The following is a 14584-nucleotide window of genomic DNA, read 5'->3' as shown; positions in this document are numbered from 1 at the left end:
TGTCGTCCGGCAAGCGCCCGATCTGCGTCTGGAATGGCGCCGGACAGTGCCTGCACGGGGCGGCACTGCACGGAGGAAACCGCTGGTCGGTGCCCACACGGGGTGGCATCGCCCGGCATTTGTGGGGTGAAGGGGGCAGACGTGACCGGCAGCGCGGTGCTTGAGCCGCCTGGGTACGCTCACGTCTCCCTCGACACCTCGAACGGACACCTTCGAATGGACGCCCGCGAGGCCGACTATGCGCATTTCGTCCGCACACGGACGCACGCATTGTTGCGCTCGGCGTACCTTTTGACCGGAGATCAACACCTGGCCGAAGACCTGGTGCAGGAGGCGCTGGCCCGCACCCACCGGGCGTGGCCGCGGCTCGACCGGGTCGAGAACGCCGAGGCGTACGCCCGCAAGGTCATGTACCACGCACAGGTGTCGATCTGGCGCCGGCCCAAGGTGGCCGAGGTGCTGCCGGCCGACTTCGAGCCCGACCACCGCCGCGGCGCCGACGATCCGGCCGACGCCGCCGTCGAGCGCCTGGTGCTGCGGCGGGCCCTGCTGACGCTCAGCGCCAAGCAGCGGGCCGTGGTCGTGCTGCGCTTCTTCGAGGACCACACCGAGGCCGAGGCGGCCCAACTGCTCGGCGTCTCGGTCAGTACCGTCAAGACCCAGACCGGCCGGGCTCTCGACCGGCTCCGCGCCCTGCTGCCCGACCTGCGGGTGCTGACCGAAGTGCCGGAGGGGGGCCGATGAGCGCCGATCACGACCGGCTCCGGTCCTCGCTGCACGACCTGGCCGACGTCGCCGAACCGGTCGACATGTACGACCGGGCCGTGCACCGCTCGCGCCGGATAGCCCGCCGCGAGGCCGCGGTCGGCACCAGCGCCGCCGTGCTCGTGCTCGGCGTGCTGGCCAGCGGGTTGTGGCAGCTGCCGCAACACAAGACGGCCGACGTCCCGACCGCCGCGGCGGGCTCGCACTCCGCGGTGGCCGAGCAGCCGTCCTCGTCGTCGGCCGCGCCGCCCGCGGCGACGGCCACGCCGAGCCGGGCCCCCGAGACCCGCCCGGCCCCGGAGCGCTCGCGCGACAAGGGCGGCCGGGCCGGCAAGAAGAAGAAGCCACGCCCGGCCAAGCCGCAGTCGCGCGTGCTCTCCGACATGACCGGTCACGTCTTCTACTCCGAGCGGGACAGCCAGCCCGACGTCGTGCGCATGTCACCGGACGACGGCGCCCACGAGGTCGTGCTGCGCGACGCGCCGTCCTCGGTCGGCATCTCGCCCGACGGCAACCGGGTGGCCTACGTGGCCGACGGGACGCTGCTGGTCAGCGAGGCCGGCGGTGAGCCCGAGCCGGTGCTGGCCGGGGTGGTGGCCACCGAGCAGGCCCCGGTCTGGTCCCCGCGGGGCGACCAGCTGCTGATCGACGCGACCGAGCTCGGCTCCGCGCCGGGCATCCTCGACGTCGAGACCGGTACCGTCACCGCGCTGCCGGCCGGGCTGGCCACCGGGCAGCACTTCCGCTGGTCGGGCGACGGCACCACGCTGGTCTACGCGACCTCGTACTGCGGCCTGAAACTGACCACGAGCAGCACTGGGGACGACACCAGCACCAGCGTGCCCGTGCTCGGCAACACCCAGACCCGCGACAACCCGGACGGGCTGGCCGCCTGCAAACCGACCAGCGTGGATGCCACCGGCCGCCGGGTCACCGTGCCGCTGCAGACCACGGGCGAGAGCACGACCGGCACCGACACGGCCGACACGATCGTCGACACCTCCACCGGCGAACTCGAGGACCTGCCCGTCCGGGGCACGGTGGTCGGCGCCGTGTTCGACGCCGAGGGCAACCTGCTGGTGCGCACCGACGAGGACGGTCAGCGGGTGCTGTCGCTGTTCGGGCCGGACAACACGCTCAAGGTGCAGGCCACCGAGCCGGCCACGGTGCGCGACCTGGATCTGATCGCCTACACCCGCTGATCCCCGGCGCGCCCCGGCCCGGAGTGCGACGATGATCCCGATGGCCGTGCAGCAACCGATCGCCCGGCCCGCGACCGGGGCGCCGCCGTGGTGGCGGCGAGGGCCCTCCGTGGCCGTGATCGTCGTGGTCGTGCTCGGGGCCGAGCTGGCCCTGGGCTGGTCGGCGCTGGCCGGGGCGCTCCGCCAGCTGCGGGCGCCGGAGTGGAACTGGGTGGCCGCCGCGCTCGCGGCCGAACTGGCCTCGATGGGCACGTACGCCCGCATGCAGCGCGCCCTGCTGCGCGGCGCGGGCACCAAGGTCAGCATGAAGAAGCACGTCGCCACGGCGTACGCCGCCCACTCGCTGAGCGCCACGCTGCCGGGCGGCCCGGTCTTCTCGACCACCTTCAACTTCCAGCAGCTGCGCCGGTACGGGGTCGCGCCCGCCGTAGCGTCGTGGTGCATCGCGCTCAGCGGGGTGCTGTCGGCCGGTGCCCTGGTGGTGATCGGCGCGGTCGGCGGGCTGCTCGCCCGGAACAGCGGCAGCTGGCACTCGCTGGCCGGGTACGCGATCGGGGCCGTGGTGGTGGCTTTCGGCGTACGCCAATTGGCCGAGCATCCGCAGCTGCTCGACCGCCCGGTGCGGGCCCTGCTGGGCGGGGTCAACCGGGTGCGCCGGCGCCCGCCCGAGCACGGCCACGACCGGTTGCTCGGCTTCGTCGGGCAGCTGCGCGAGGTGCGTGTGCATCCGGCCAACTTCGCCCTGGCCGTGGTGCTGGCCCTGCTCAACTGGCTGTTCGACGCGTTCTGCCTGTGGCTGTGCTGCGTCGCCGTGGGCGCCGGTGAGATCAACCCGGTCGGCCTGGTCATCGCCTACTGCGCCGGGATGGCCGCGGCCAGCGTGCCGATCGTGCCCGGCGGTCTCGGTGTGGTCGACGCGGCCCTGGTGCTGGGCCTGGTCGCGGGCGGTCTGGCCAGCGGGTACGCGGTGGCCGCGGTGGTGCTCTACCGCATGATCAGCTTCGGCTTCATCATCGGCCTGGGCTGGCTGGTGTGGCTCGGCATCCGCTACAAATACCGCAACGTTCCTAGCGCTTGAACAGGCGCCAGCCGCGCTTCTTGGCCGCGGCCGGGCGCTCGGCCTCGCCGTTGAGCATGGCCAGCCGGTGCTGGGCGACCGGGTTCTCGGGTTCCATCCGCAGCGAGGTCAGCAGCGCCTGCCGGGCCTGGTCGAGGTGGCCGAGCGCGTCCAGCGTCACGCCGTGCGTGTAGTAGTAGTGGGCCTCGGTCGGGTCGAGCCCGATGGCCGTGCGGGCGGCCTGCTCGGCGTCGGCGATCTGCCGGTCGGCCGAGAGCAGGGCCCAGGCCACCCGGTCGTGCCAGAGCGCGTTGCGCGGGTCGGCGATGACCGCGCGGTAGGCCATAGTGACGGCGTCCTCGTGCCGGCCGAGCACGGTCAGCGCCCGGCTCGACAGGGCCAGCGGGCGCGGGTCGGCCGGGTCGAGCTGGATGGCGCGGTCGGCCGCATCGAGGGCAGCCTTGGCGTCGTCCAGGGCCAGCTCGAGCCGGGCCAGCAGGATCCAGCCCTCACGCGCGGTGGGCTCGGCGGCCAGCACGGGCTGGAGCACGGCGACGGCCTGCTCCAGCTCGAGCTGTTCGAAGAGGGTGGCGGCCTGGGCGAAGGCCATCTCGGCCCGGCCGTTGAAGGCACGCGGTCCGGGGGCGCGGGGCCCGTCGGCGTCGAGCTCAGGGTCGGCCCGCAGGGGGTTAGCGGTCACGTTGACCTCTTCGGCCGGTTCGGCCCGGAATTGAGCGTTCCCGCCTCAGGACGGCAGCCAGCCCGCCGACCGCGTGTGATCATGCGCCTCGTAGTACGGGACCTGTGCGTACGCCCGCACCGGGAACGTGCCGAAGGCCGTGATCCGCGGCGGCGCGGCGGTGAAGCGCGCACCGTGCGGCGGCAGGTTCTCGAGGCCGGTGAGGTGTTCGACGACCGGGATGCCCGCGGCCAGCAGCACCGAGTGGGCCGGCCGCTCGCCCCCGGGCACCGCGTCGTCGAGGTTGACCGAGTCGATGCCGACCAGTGCCGCGCCCCGCTCGACCAGCAGCGCGGCCGCCTCCCCGGTCAGGTAGGGCGCGTCGACCGAGTACTCGGGCGTGCCCCAGGCGCGGTCGCCGCCGGTGTGCAGCAGCACGGCGTGCCCGGCCACGGCGAGCGGCTCCAGGTCGGCCTCGGTGACTGCCCGGCGCCCGCTGCCGGCCGTGCGCACCACGACCGCGGGCAGGTCGGCCAGCCGTTCCAGGGGCATCCCGGCCAGGTCGGTGCCGCCGTCGTAGCGGTGCCGGGGCGTGTCCAGATAGGTGCCCGTCTGCCCGAGCATCTCGATCCGGTCGAGGCTGAACTCGGTGCCCTCGGCGTAGTGCGGGCGCGACTGCTCCCAGCTCTGGTGCGCGGTGATGACCGGCGCCATCATGCCCGGGTACGTCGTCAGGCCGTCCGAGATCACGTGGCTGAGCTCGACGAACCGCAGCCGTGGGGAGGCGGGCGGGCCGGCCACCACCTGTTCGGCGAACGTGCGGACGCCGGTGATCTCGACCCGCTCGACGTCGCGCAAGCCCAGCGCGCCGACCAGGATCCGGGCCAGGTCGGCCTCGGTGACCTCGAGATGCGGCACCTCGACCCGCAGGCCCTGGGTCTGCAGGCGCCCGCCGGTGGTGAAGGTGACGTCGGCGGTCAGTTCCGCCCGGTACTGCTGCACGGCGACTCCCTCAGCTCAGCTCGCTGATCGCTTCGATCAGCAACCAGATGCCGAAGATAGCGAAGAGCGCGGCCGCGCCGTACTTGATGGCCTTCTCGGGCAGATGCCGGCCGAGCATGCGGCCCACGACGATGGCGAGCGCGTCGGCCGCGACCATGCCGACGGTCGAGCCGAGCCAGGTGCCGAACCAGCCGTACTGGGTGGCCAGCGTGATCGTGGCCAGCATGGTCTTGTCGCCCAGCTCGGCCAGGAAGAACGCGCCACCGACGGCCAGGATGGCCGAGCCGGTGCTGCGCTCGGCCTTGGTCTTCTCGTCGTCGGTCAGCTTGTCGCCGCGCAGCGTCCAGGCGCCGAAGGCGAGGAAGGCCAGGGCCGCGACCAGGTTGATCCAGCCCGTCGGCAGCGTGGCGCCGAGGCCGTAGCCGATGCCGACCGACACCAGGTGCACGATCGCCGTGGCCACGGTGATGCCGATCAGCACGGGCACAGTTTTGAAGCGGGTCGCGAAGGTCATGGCCATGAGCTGCGACTTGTCGCCCAGCTCGGCCACGAAGATCACCGCGAAACTGACCGCGGTCGCGACGAGGAAGCCTTCCACAGATAACTCTCCCGGTATCAGCCGACCGGGCGGAAGAAGCACAGGGCGACCTCGACCCGGCCGTTGTCTCAACAGCCAAGTCGAAGGTCTCGCTCGCCTTGTGGAAAGGCCGCGCGGCCGGACCCGAGAGATGAATCAAGGATCAGTATGTCGACCGCGACATTGGGAGCTACTCCCCTTCGCGGGACCGAGCATAGCCAACGGCCCCCGCCCGTAGGCGAGGGCCGTGATCACTGTCACCGTGCGGCGATCAGCTTTCGCATCTCCTCGATAGGCGCCGGTGCCCGTTTGGCCCTGGCTCCCGAGACGGCCGCCGGGGGCTGGATCGGCTGGCAACGCTTGTCGGAGCGCTCGCCCCGCTGCCGCTTCGGGAGCTTGCCGGTGGCCAGGTAGTCGGCGATCGTGTCGTCCACGCAGCGGTTGCCCGCGAGCGAACCCGAGTGGGTGGTGCCGTTGACGCTCTCGACCAGCACCGAGCGCGGGAACCGCTTGCGGACCTCGAGGCTGCCGCTGAACGGGGTCGCCGCGTCGAGCGTCTCGCTGATCAGCAGCACCGGCGGCACGGTCTCGCCGGAAACGGTGACCGGGATGCCGCTGCGAGCCGGCCAGGTGCGGCACGGTGCGTTGTACCAGGCGTTGGCCCAGGTCTCGAACGGCGCCTGGCGATGCACCTGCCAGTTGTCGGCGGTCCACTTGGTCCAGCTCTGCGGCCACTGCGCGTCGGTGCACTGCACGCCGAGGTAGACCGCATAGTTGTTGTCCGCGTCCTTGGTCTGCGGGTTGTTGGTGTCGTACAGCCTGATCAGGCCGGACGGGTCGTCGTCGCGCACCCAGTCGCTGAAGGCGCGGGCGATGTCGGCCCAGCCGAACGTGTAGTAGCCGGCCTGCAGGAAGATGTCGGTCAGCTCGGACGGGCCGATCTTGCCGCCGGCCGCCTTGCGGGTCAGCGACTTCTGCTCGGCGTAGAAGCGCCGCTCGACCTCACGACCGGTCCGGCCCAGGCGATAGACCCGGTGGTTCTCGGCGACCCAGCGGAAGTAGAGCTTGATGTTGCGGTCGAACGCGATGTCCTGGTCGAGGTTCGAGTCGTACCAGACCCGGGCCGGGTTGACGTTGCCGTCGAGCACCATGCGCCGGACCCGCTCGGGGTAGCGGGTGGCGTAGACCTGGCCCAGGTACGTGCCGTACGAGAAGCCGAAGTAGTTGATCTGCCGGGCGTTCAGGGCCTGCCGCAGCAGGTCCATGTCGCGCACGGTGTCCAGGGTCTTCAGGTGTTCGAGGAGCTTGCCGCCGGCCTTCCCGCAGGCCTGGGCGTAACCTTCGGCCCGCTTCAGCCAGGTCTGCTCGATCTTCGGTGTGGTCGGCACGTACGCCGGTCGGCGGTATCCGGCGTAGTCGGCGTCGCAGCTCAGGGACGGCTTGCTGGCGCCGACGCCGCGGGGGTCGAAACCGATCCAGTCGTACGCGGCCCCGGCGCCCTTGGGCACCAGCGCGCCCGCCACGGACAGGGCCCGGCCCTTGCCGCCCGGACCGCCCGGGTTGACCAGCATGACGCCCTGGTACTTGGCCGCGGGCACAGTGTGCTTGATCCGGGACACGGCGATCTGGATCTTCTCGCCGTCCGGGGCGGCGTGGTCGAGCGGTACGGACAGGAAGCCGCAGTCGGCCTTGTGCGGGCGGAGGGCGAGCTCGGTGCAGGCGCTCCACTTGATCGTCGGCGCCAGCCGGGCACCCGGCCCGGTCCCCTCCGCCGCCGCTGCATAGCCTTGTTGCGCTGCCCGCGGATCGTTCGGCTGGGCGGCCCGGGCATTGCTCGCCGGGGCCGCGATCACCGTCAGGGCGATTGTGGTGGCCGCCGCCAGAAGTCTTCTCATGCCAGCCTCTCGTGTCCGTTACGCCCCACTATGGTGGGGCGTGAGCGGTCACCTGAGGGCCGCCCACGCCGGGGCACCACGAAAGAGCGGCATGGCGGCTTCAGACTTGCGCCCCAGCGCCCGCGCAAGTATGCGCGGGCGCTGGGGCCGGGCGGCTGTGCGTTGGCGCCTTCTTGGGGCGGGCAGCCATGCGCGCTCTTGGGGCGAGCGGCTACGCGGTGACGCGCTTGCGCATTTGCTGGGCGATGAGGGCGGCCGCGCCCAGGACGGCCACGACCAGGCCGTAGACCAGGGCCGTGTCGTGCAGGCCGGCCGAAGTGGCGGCGAAGCCGGCGATCACGGCGGGAACGCTGAAGGCCACGTACGCGATGACCAGCGCGACCGCGAACAACTCGCCGCGCTCGTGCGGGGCGGCCAGCACGGCCAGCGTGCCGAACGAGGCCAGCGACGAGGCGCCGAACCCCACGCCCGAGATCACCGTGCCGATCGCCGCCAGCAGGGCGCTGCCCAGCTCGAGACCGGTCACGCTGACCGCCGCGCCCACCGTGAGCAGGCTACCGGCCAGCAGCAGCACCCGCTTGGTGGGAACGTTGCGCAGCAGGAACGAGCTCAGCGCGCCGGTGCCGCACAGCAGCGTGACGACCAGACCGCCGACCAGGTGGCTGCCGATGCCGAAGACGCCGGCCGCGACCGACGGGCCGAGCGAGAGGTAGAGACCGCCGATGGCCCAGCTCGCCACGATGATCGGCACCAGGGCGAGCAGGTCGCCGCGGAGGCGGGCCGGCACTCCGAGCTTGGGTGCGAGCGAGGCGGCAGCGCCGGGACGACGGGCCGAAGTCTCCGGGATGCGGGCCACGACGATGCCCGCGAGCACCATGCCGGCCAGCAATAGGGCCCAGATGAAGTGGGTGGGCGAGGGGGCGTACTGAACCAGGACGCCCGTGCCGAGCGCGCCGACGGCCAGGCCGGCCACCGGGGCGAGGCCGTTGATCAGACCGGCCCGGCCCGGTGCGTGCGGCGGGTTGAGGTCGACCAGGGCCGCGCCCAGCGTGGTCATCGCGGCGCCGGTGGCGATGCCCTGCAGCAGCCGGGCGGCGAGCAGGACGCCGACGTCGCCGGCGGTCAGGAACAGCACGAGCGACACGGCCTCGAGCCCGATCGCGGCGGCCAGCACGGGACGGCGGCCGATGTGGTCGGAGAGCGCGCCGAGGATCAGCAGCGAGCCGATCAGCCCGACCACGTAGACGGCGAAGACAGCGGTCAGCGTGGTCGCCGAGAAGCTCCAGAGGTGCTGGTAGACGACGTACAGCGGAGACGGTGCCGCGGACGCCGCGGAGAAGGTCACGAAAATCGCGGCGATTGCCGCGAACGCGACCGGGCGGGACAGCCGCCGGCTGCGGGTGGACGGCGGAGCGTCGGCAACAGTGGTCATGGAGGGTGCCTCCGAAAGAAATAACAGACAGGTCTGTCTGACTGGATGAGACTAGACAGGTCTGTCTGCTATCGTCAACGGCATGTCCGCTGCGTCACCCTCCGCCACCCGTAAGCCGTCGGCCCGCGACCGCCTGCTGGCCGCCGCCGACGAGCTGTTCTATGCCGAGGGCATCCACACCGTCGGCATCGACCGCGTCATCGAGCGGGCCGGCGTCGCCAAGGCCTCGCTCTACAGCACCTTCGGCAGCAAGGAAGAGCTGGTCCGGGCCTACCTGGAGGGCCGGCACGCGCTGCGCCGGACCCGCCTGCTGGCCGGCCTGGAGCGCTACGACGACCCCCGCGACCGCCTGCTCGGCGTGTTCGAGGTGCTGGCCGAGCTGACCGGCACGCCCGGCTTCCGGGGTTGCGCCTTCTACAACGCCAGCGCCGAGTCGACCCCCGGCGGCGCGATCGAGGACGTCTCGAACACCAACCGCGCGTGGACCCGCGGCCTCTTCTACGAGCTGGCCCGCGACGCCGGCGCCCACGACCCGGCCCGGCTGGCCGACCAGCTGGTCATCCTCTACGACGGCGCCTCGGTCGGCGGCCGCATGGACAGGGGCTCGACGGCCGCCCTCCAGGCCCGCGAGATCGCCACCATGCTGCTGGCCGCCGCCACCCTCTGACGAGCGTCACCAGCTCCCAGATCGCCCGACACCTGCGGTCCGCGCCATCAGCAGACCCCGGCGGAGCGGGCCGTCGCACCAACACCCTCCGGCGGCGCAGCGCCGCTAGCTTCGCGGGCGCACGCCCTCCAGGGCGAGGTCGGTCAGGCGGGTGGCCTCGGCGGCCGCGTCGGGGCTGCCCTCGGTGGCCAGCGAGATGGCGTTGACCAGCGTGAGCAGGTCGACGATCGAGACCTCGGCCCGCACCCGACCGGCGGCGTGCGCGCGTTGCAGCAGTTCACCGCCCGCGTCGACCAGCATCGTCTCGCAGGTGCTGTCCGGTGGGGCCTCCACCGCGCGGCCGCCGTCGAGCAGCGAGCGGGCCAGCCCTCGCGTGGTCGCGCCGTAGCGGGCGACGGCCCGCAGCCAGTCCCCCAGCGCGGCGCCCGGGTCGGCCTGCCCGGCCAGTTCGCGCGCCTGCTCGCACAGCACCTCGACCCGGTCGTGGAACACCGCCTCCAGCAGCGCCTGCCGGGACGGGAAATGCCGGTGCAGGGTCGCTGAGCCCACTCCCGCGCGTCGAGCGATCTCTTCGAGGGACGCGTCGGCCCCGTGGCGGGCGATCTCGGCCTCGGCCGCGGCCACGATCTGGTCGTAGTTGCGGCGCGCGTCCGCCCGCTTCGGCTTCGCGAGGGCCACGCGAACTCCTCTCCCAAAGTGGTGGGTCACCCCACTTCTTCTTTACGAAGTGGGGCAGGCCCCCATATCGTACGACAGAGAAGCGGAGGACCACCCCGCTTTCGCACGCCCAGCCCACGGCCGCCCCAGCATTCCACCTGCCAGGGGCGACCCGGCGGCTTGGCGTGCGAACCCTGAGCCACTACCGAAGGAAAGAACATGAGTGAGAAGGTTGTGCTGGTCACCGGCGCGAGCTCCGGCTTCGGCCGCCTGACCGTGGAGGCCTTGGCCCGCCGCGGGCATCACGTCTTCGCGGCGCTGCGGGACGTGAACGGCCGGAACACGAAGGCCGCCGCCGAACTGGCTGCGCTGGCCGCTGACGAAGGCCTGAGTCTGCAGGTCGTCGAGCTCGATGTGACCGACCAGATTTCCGCCGAAGAAGCGCTCGCCGTCTTGCTCAAAACGGCGGGCCGCCTGGATGCAGTGGTCAACAACGCCGGCGGCATCTTCCCGGGCCCGGTCGAGGCCTTCACCGCCGAGGAAGCCCAGCGCCAGTTCGACCTGAACGTCTTCGGCGCGTTGCGGGTCGCCCGGGCCGCCCTGCCGACACTGCGGGAGCAGGGCCACGGCGTGTTGATCCAGGTCGGCTCCGTTTCGAGCCGGGTCACCATTCCGTATTCGGGGCTCTACGCGGCGAGCAAGGCGGCCCTGGGCAGCCTGACCGAGGCGTGGCACCACGAGCTGGCGCCCTTCGGGGTCGAGGCAGTGATTGTCGATGCCGCCTCGTACCCGACCAGCATCGGCACCAATGCCGTGCTGCCGGCCGACTCGGCCCGCTTCTCGGCGTACGGGGAAGGCTTCGGACGTTATGTCGCCGCCCTCACCGAACGGCAGACGCAGGATCCCGGCGATCCCACGGCCGTTTCCGACGCTATCGTCGCCCTGGTCGAAGCACCCGACGGCCGACGTCCACTCCGGACCGTCGTCGCTCCGCTCGCCCAGCTCGAGGCCGTGCGGACGCTGAACCAGCGAGCCACCGAAACCGCCCGAACCGTAGCCGCGGAAATGGGTATCGGCGCCTTCCTGGCCGGCCACTAACCGGCCAGCGCGTCGAGCCGGTCGACGGCGGCCGGGGGCAGCGAGACATCCGCGGCGGCCACGTTCTCACGTAGGTGGGCAACGGAGGACGTGCCCGGGATCGGGAGCATGGTCGGGCTGCGCTGCAGCAGCCAGGCCAGCGCGGTCTGCTGCGGGGTCGCGCCGACCGAAGCCGCCACCTCGTCGAGGACGGTCGACTGAAGCGGGCTCCACCCTCCGAGCGGAAAGAACGGCACATAGCCGATGCCGGCCGCGGCCAAATCATCCACAAGGGAGTCGTCGGCCCGCAGCACCAGGTTGTACATGTTCTGGACGAAGACGACCGGTGCGAGCGCGCGGGCCTCGTCCACCTGCTCGGCGGTGACGTTGGACAGGCCGAGGTGCCGGATCAAGCCCTGCTCCCGCAGAGCCGCCAGTTCCGCGAAGGGCCGGGCCAGGGCGCCGGGGCCCTCGACGCGCAGGTTGACGGCGTCCAGGGCGTCGAGGCCGAGGTGCTCGAGGTTCGATTCGACCTGGGCCCGCAGGTCGTCGACGGCCGGGTCCCAGCTGCCGTCCGGTCCCCGGCGGAAGCCGACCTTGGTGACGATCCGCAGGTCCGACGGATACGGGTGCAGCGCCTCCTTGATGATCTCGTTGGTCACGAAGGGCCCGTAGTAGTCGCTGGTGTCCAGGTGCGTGACGCCCAGGTCGACCGCCTCGCGCAGCACCCGGACCGCGGCGGCGCGGTCGCGCGGCGGCCCGAAGGCGTTGGGGCCGGCGAGTTGCATCGCGCCGAAGCCGATGCGGGAGAGGGTCAGATCTTCGGCGAGGGTGACGGTGTTGTTCATGGCTTCGAGCCTGCCGCTCCCCCGGCCGGCCCGGCAGCCAACAAACTTACTGGTACAGGCAGTACCACCCAGAGCCGGCCGGGCCGGGGCACCATGGCGGTATGAGTCAACTCGGGGCTGCCCTACGGTCCTGGCGCGACCGGCTGGATCCGGCCGCGCTCGGCCTCCCCCACCACGCGCCGCGGCGAGTGGCGGGGTTGCGGCGGTCGGAGCTGGCGATGCTGGCCGGCATCTCGGTCGAGTACGTGGTCCGCCTGGAACAGGGCAAGGCCTCCACCCCGTCGGCCCAGGTCTGTGCGGCCCTGGCCCGCGCCCTGCAGTTGTCCGACGACGAACAGGCTCACCTGATGCGCCTGGCCGGACACGCCGCCGACCCGGGGCGGGTGCCACGCCTCGTTCCCGGCAGCGTGCATCGCATCGTCGACCAGCTGGCCGCCAGCCCGGTCGGTGTCTACGACGCCACCTGGCAACTGCTGCATTGGAACCCGCTGTTCGCGGCCACGTTCGGCGATCCGACCCGGCAACCCGAGGCCGAGCGCAGCGCCCTGATCAGCCAGTTCGAGGGCGGCTTCTCCCGGGTCCGCTACTCCCCGACCGAGCGGTCCGAGTTCGAGAAGTCCCTGGTGGCCGACCTCCGCGCGACCACGGGCCGCTATCCGGACGATCCCGGTCTCGCGGCCCTGGTGGCCCGGCTCGGGCGCGCCGACCGGTTCCGCCGGCTGTGGGAGTTGCGCGAGGTCGCCGAGCACGAAACCGCGAGCAAGACCGTGGTCCACCCCGAGGTCGGCGACATCCCGATCGACTCGAACGTGCTGACCACCCAGGGCACCGACCTTCGGCTGGTGGTGAGCACCCCGCGGCCGGGGACGGATGCGCGCGGGAAGCTCGACCTGCTGGGCGCGATCGGCCTTCAGGGTTTCAAGGGTTCGGACACCCCCGTCGCCGGCGCTAGCGGCTGAGCGCCGAACTCGGCCTGCACCTCGGACTCGTGGGCGATGAAATCGGAGGTGGGGACGGGCTTGCCGCGCACCAGGGAGGCGAGCGCGCCCACCACGGCCATCACGATGGCCAGCCCGAAGACGATCACCAGACCACTGTGGAACGGTTCGGCGATCAGTTGCGGGAAGAACTCCAGGCCGGTCAGGCGGGCCGCGTTGCCCGGCGGCAGGGCGGCCAGCACCTGCGGGCCGAGCAGTTCGCCGATCGGGTTGTAGCCCAGGAACGCCGCGAACAGCGTGCCCACCGGCGGCAGCGCGGCGATCGCCGAGGCCGTCGCCGCCGGTACGCCCTGACCGGTCAGACCGCTGTTCAGCGCGCCCGGCAGATGGTCGGCCAGACCGGCCACCATCAGCGAGAAGAAGACGCCGATGGAGAGCACCTGGCCCGCGTTCTGGAAGGTGGCGCGCATGCCCGAGGCGGCGCCGCGCATGGTGGCGGGCACGCTCGACATGATCAGCGACGTGTTGGGCGCGGCGAACAGGCCACCACCGACGCCGTTGATGAAGATCAGCACGGCGAAGACGGCGTAGTTGAAGTCGCCCGGCAACAGCAGCAGGCCGGCGAACGACAACGCCATCACCAGCAGGCCGCCCGAGGCGAACAGTCGCGGGCCGAACCGGTCGGACAGCCAGCCCGCGACCGGACCGGCGGCCAGGAAGCCGATCGTCATCGGCACCAGGTAGATGCCGGCCCAGAGCGGCGTCGACTCGTACGAGTAGCCGTGCAGCGGGAGCCAGATCCCCTGCAGCCAGATGATCAGCATGAACTGGAGGCCGCCGCGGGCCACGCTGGCCAGCAGGTTGGCCGCGTTACCACTGGTGAACGCCGCGTTCTTGAACAACGCGAGCGGGAACATGGGCTCGGCCACCCGGGTCTCGATCAGCCCGAACGCGACCAGCACCAGGGCGCCGCCGATCAGCCCGGCCAGCACCCACGGGTTGGTCCAGCCCATGGTGTGGCCGCCGTACGGCTGAATTCCGTACGTGATGGCAGCCAGCACGGCCGTGAGCCCGGCCGCGAAGGTCGCGTTGCCCCACCAGTCGATCTTGGCTTTGCGCCGGATCCCGGTGTCGTGCAGCGAGCGGTAGGCCCACACCGTGCCCAGCAGGCCGAGCGGGATGTTGACCCAGAAGATCGAGCGCCAGTCCCACTCGGCCAGCACTCCCCCGGCCACCAGGCCGATGAACGAACCGGCCAGGGCCGAGACGATGTTGACGCCGAGGGCCATGCCGCGCTGCTCGGACGGGAAGGCGTCGGTGATGATCGCGGCCGAGTTGGCCATCAGCATCGCGCCGCCGACCGCCTGGAGCACGCGCCAGCCGATCAGCCAGAGCGCGCCGCCCCCGCCGTCGAACGGGTCGAGGGCCAGGACGACCGAGGTGACGGTGAAGATCGCGAAGCCGGCGTTGTAGATCCGGACCCGGCCGTACATGTCGCCGAGCCGGCCCAGCGTGACCACCAGGACGGCGGTGACCAGCATGTAGCCGATCAGCATCCACAGCAGGTAGCTGACGTTGGCGGGCTGCAGCGGGTCGACGTGGATGCCCTTGAAGATCGCCGGGAGCGAGATCAGCACGATCGACGCGTTGATCGTGGCCAGCAGGGTGCCGAGCGTCGTGTTCGACAGGGCGATCCACTTGTAACGCGGATGATCCACGGACAGCACGCGGCTCATCTCCTCACATCTAGGTACATTTCGGGCAGAGCGGGCCACGCGCCACCCGGCG

General features: G+C 71.7%; 14 protein-coding genes. 6 read left to right on the top strand and 8 right to left on the bottom strand.

The window, feature by feature from the left end; translation table 11 throughout:
- The first annotated feature begins 216 nt into the window (after nt 1–216).
- Genes M1L60_RS23125 through M1L60_RS23115 form a run of 3 tightly spaced genes read left to right on the top strand, consistent with a single transcriptional unit; the run spans nt 217 to nt 3045 of the window.
- Nucleotides 217–744, top strand: coding sequence for a SigE family RNA polymerase sigma factor (locus tag M1L60_RS23125; protein WP_253239565.1), 528 nt, complete (start codon nt 217–219; stop codon nt 742–744).
- Nucleotides 741–1967 carry a TolB family protein gene (locus M1L60_RS23120; RefSeq protein WP_253239564.1) on the top strand — a complete coding sequence of 409 codons (1227 nt, stop codon included), beginning with the start codon at nt 741–743 and terminating at the stop codon, nt 1965–1967. The genes M1L60_RS23125 and M1L60_RS23120 overlap by 4 nt, the downstream gene beginning before the upstream one ends.
- 40 nt (nt 1968–2007) lie before the next feature.
- Nucleotides 2008–3045 carry a lysylphosphatidylglycerol synthase transmembrane domain-containing protein gene (locus M1L60_RS23115; protein WP_253239563.1) on the top strand — a complete coding sequence of 346 codons (1038 nt, stop codon included), beginning with the start codon at nt 2008–2010 and terminating at the stop codon, nt 3043–3045.
- On the opposite strand, the gene M1L60_RS23110 is transcribed toward M1L60_RS23115, so the two are convergent.
- The 5 genes from M1L60_RS23110 to M1L60_RS23090 form a co-directional block, all read right to left on the bottom strand.
- Nucleotides 3035–3724 (bottom strand): tetratricopeptide repeat protein, encoded by a 690-nt coding sequence (locus M1L60_RS23110; RefSeq protein WP_253239562.1) that lies wholly within the window; start codon nt 3722–3724, stop codon nt 3035–3037. The genes M1L60_RS23115 and M1L60_RS23110 overlap by 11 nt on opposite strands.
- Before the next feature lie 45 nt (nt 3725–3769).
- Nucleotides 3770–4705 (bottom strand): cyclase family protein, encoded by a 936-nt coding sequence (locus M1L60_RS23105; protein ID WP_253239561.1) that lies wholly within the window; start codon nt 4703–4705, stop codon nt 3770–3772.
- A 10-nt stretch (nt 4706–4715) separates the two neighbouring features.
- Complete coding sequence (locus M1L60_RS23100; protein WP_253239560.1) at nt 4716–5303, bottom strand: TMEM165/GDT1 family protein; 588 nt, start codon at nt 5301–5303, stop codon at nt 4716–4718.
- A 236-nt stretch (nt 5304–5539) separates the two neighbouring features.
- Complete coding sequence (locus M1L60_RS23095; protein WP_253239559.1) at nt 5540–7177, bottom strand: alpha/beta hydrolase; 1638 nt, start codon at nt 7175–7177, stop codon at nt 5540–5542.
- Nucleotides 7178–7388: 211 nt separating this feature from the next.
- Nucleotides 7389–8609 (bottom strand): MFS transporter, encoded by a 1221-nt coding sequence (locus M1L60_RS23090; protein ID WP_253239558.1) that lies wholly within the window; start codon nt 8607–8609, stop codon nt 7389–7391.
- A gap of 82 nt (nt 8610–8691) precedes the next feature.
- On the opposite strand from M1L60_RS23090, the gene M1L60_RS23085 reads away from it, so the two are divergent.
- The gene (locus M1L60_RS23085; RefSeq protein WP_253239557.1) at nt 8692–9276 is read left to right on the top strand and encodes a TetR/AcrR family transcriptional regulator; all 585 of its coding nucleotides are present in this window, start codon (nt 8692–8694) and stop codon (nt 9274–9276) included.
- Between the two features lie 105 nt (nt 9277–9381).
- On the opposite strand, the gene M1L60_RS23080 is transcribed toward M1L60_RS23085, so the two are convergent.
- Nucleotides 9382–9954, bottom strand: a complete 573-nt coding sequence (locus tag M1L60_RS23080; protein WP_253239556.1) for a TetR/AcrR family transcriptional regulator — start codon at nt 9952–9954, stop codon at nt 9382–9384.
- Nucleotides 9955–10152: 198 nt separating this feature from the next.
- Between M1L60_RS23080 and M1L60_RS23075 the strand changes: the two genes are divergently transcribed.
- The gene (locus tag M1L60_RS23075) at nt 10153–11031 is read left to right on the top strand and encodes an SDR family oxidoreductase (protein WP_253239555.1); all 879 of its coding nucleotides are present in this window, start codon (nt 10153–10155) and stop codon (nt 11029–11031) included.
- On the opposite strand, the gene M1L60_RS23070 is transcribed toward M1L60_RS23075, so the two are convergent.
- A complete protein-coding gene (locus M1L60_RS23070; RefSeq protein WP_253239554.1) occupies nt 11028–11858 on the bottom strand; it encodes an oxidoreductase in 831 nt (276 codons plus the stop codon). The two genes, M1L60_RS23075 and M1L60_RS23070, sit on opposite strands and share 4 nt — an antisense overlap.
- 101 nt (nt 11859–11959) lie before the next feature.
- On the opposite strand from M1L60_RS23070, the gene M1L60_RS23065 reads away from it, so the two are divergent.
- Complete coding sequence (locus M1L60_RS23065) at nt 11960–12817, top strand: helix-turn-helix domain-containing protein (RefSeq protein ID WP_253239553.1); 858 nt, start codon at nt 11960–11962, stop codon at nt 12815–12817.
- Here the strand turns inward: M1L60_RS23065 and M1L60_RS23060 are convergent.
- Nucleotides 12769–14532 (bottom strand): MFS transporter, encoded by a 1764-nt coding sequence (locus M1L60_RS23060; RefSeq protein ID WP_253239552.1) that lies wholly within the window; start codon nt 14530–14532, stop codon nt 12769–12771. The genes M1L60_RS23065 and M1L60_RS23060 overlap by 49 nt on opposite strands.
- Between the last annotated feature and the right edge of the window lie 52 nt (nt 14533–14584).

It is taken from the genome of Paractinoplanes aksuensis (genome assembly GCF_024137025.1).
In the GTDB taxonomy this organism is placed as follows: domain Bacteria; phylum Actinomycetota; class Actinomycetes; order Mycobacteriales; family Micromonosporaceae; genus Actinoplanes; species Actinoplanes aksuensis.
Note: the sequence above shows the minus strand (reverse complement) of the source record. Positions and strands in the feature narration are given on the sequence as shown.

Coding starts and splice junctions, on each gene's coding strand:
- M1L60_RS23060 (WP_253239552.1), bottom strand. CDS start 14,532: ATGAGCCGCGTGCTGTCCGTGGATCATCCGCGTTACAAGTGGATCGCC.
- M1L60_RS23115 (WP_253239563.1), top strand. CDS start 2,008: ATGGCCGTGCAGCAACCGATCGCCCGGCCCGCGACCGGGGCGCCGCCG.
- M1L60_RS23125 (WP_253239565.1), top strand. CDS start 217: ATGGACGCCCGCGAGGCCGACTATGCGCATTTCGTCCGCACACGGACG.
- M1L60_RS23090 (WP_253239558.1), bottom strand. CDS start 8,609: ATGACCACTGTTGCCGACGCTCCGCCGTCCACCCGCAGCCGGCGGCTG.
- M1L60_RS23085 (WP_253239557.1), top strand. CDS start 8,692: ATGTCCGCTGCGTCACCCTCCGCCACCCGTAAGCCGTCGGCCCGCGAC.
- M1L60_RS23075 (WP_253239555.1), top strand. CDS start 10,153: ATGAGTGAGAAGGTTGTGCTGGTCACCGGCGCGAGCTCCGGCTTCGGC.
- M1L60_RS23120 (WP_253239564.1), top strand. CDS start 741: ATGAGCGCCGATCACGACCGGCTCCGGTCCTCGCTGCACGACCTGGCC.
- M1L60_RS23070 (WP_253239554.1), bottom strand. CDS start 11,858: ATGAACAACACCGTCACCCTCGCCGAAGATCTGACCCTCTCCCGCATC.
- M1L60_RS23065 (WP_253239553.1), top strand. CDS start 11,960: ATGAGTCAACTCGGGGCTGCCCTACGGTCCTGGCGCGACCGGCTGGAT.
- M1L60_RS23095 (WP_253239559.1), bottom strand. CDS start 7,177: ATGAGAAGACTTCTGGCGGCGGCCACCACAATCGCCCTGACGGTGATC.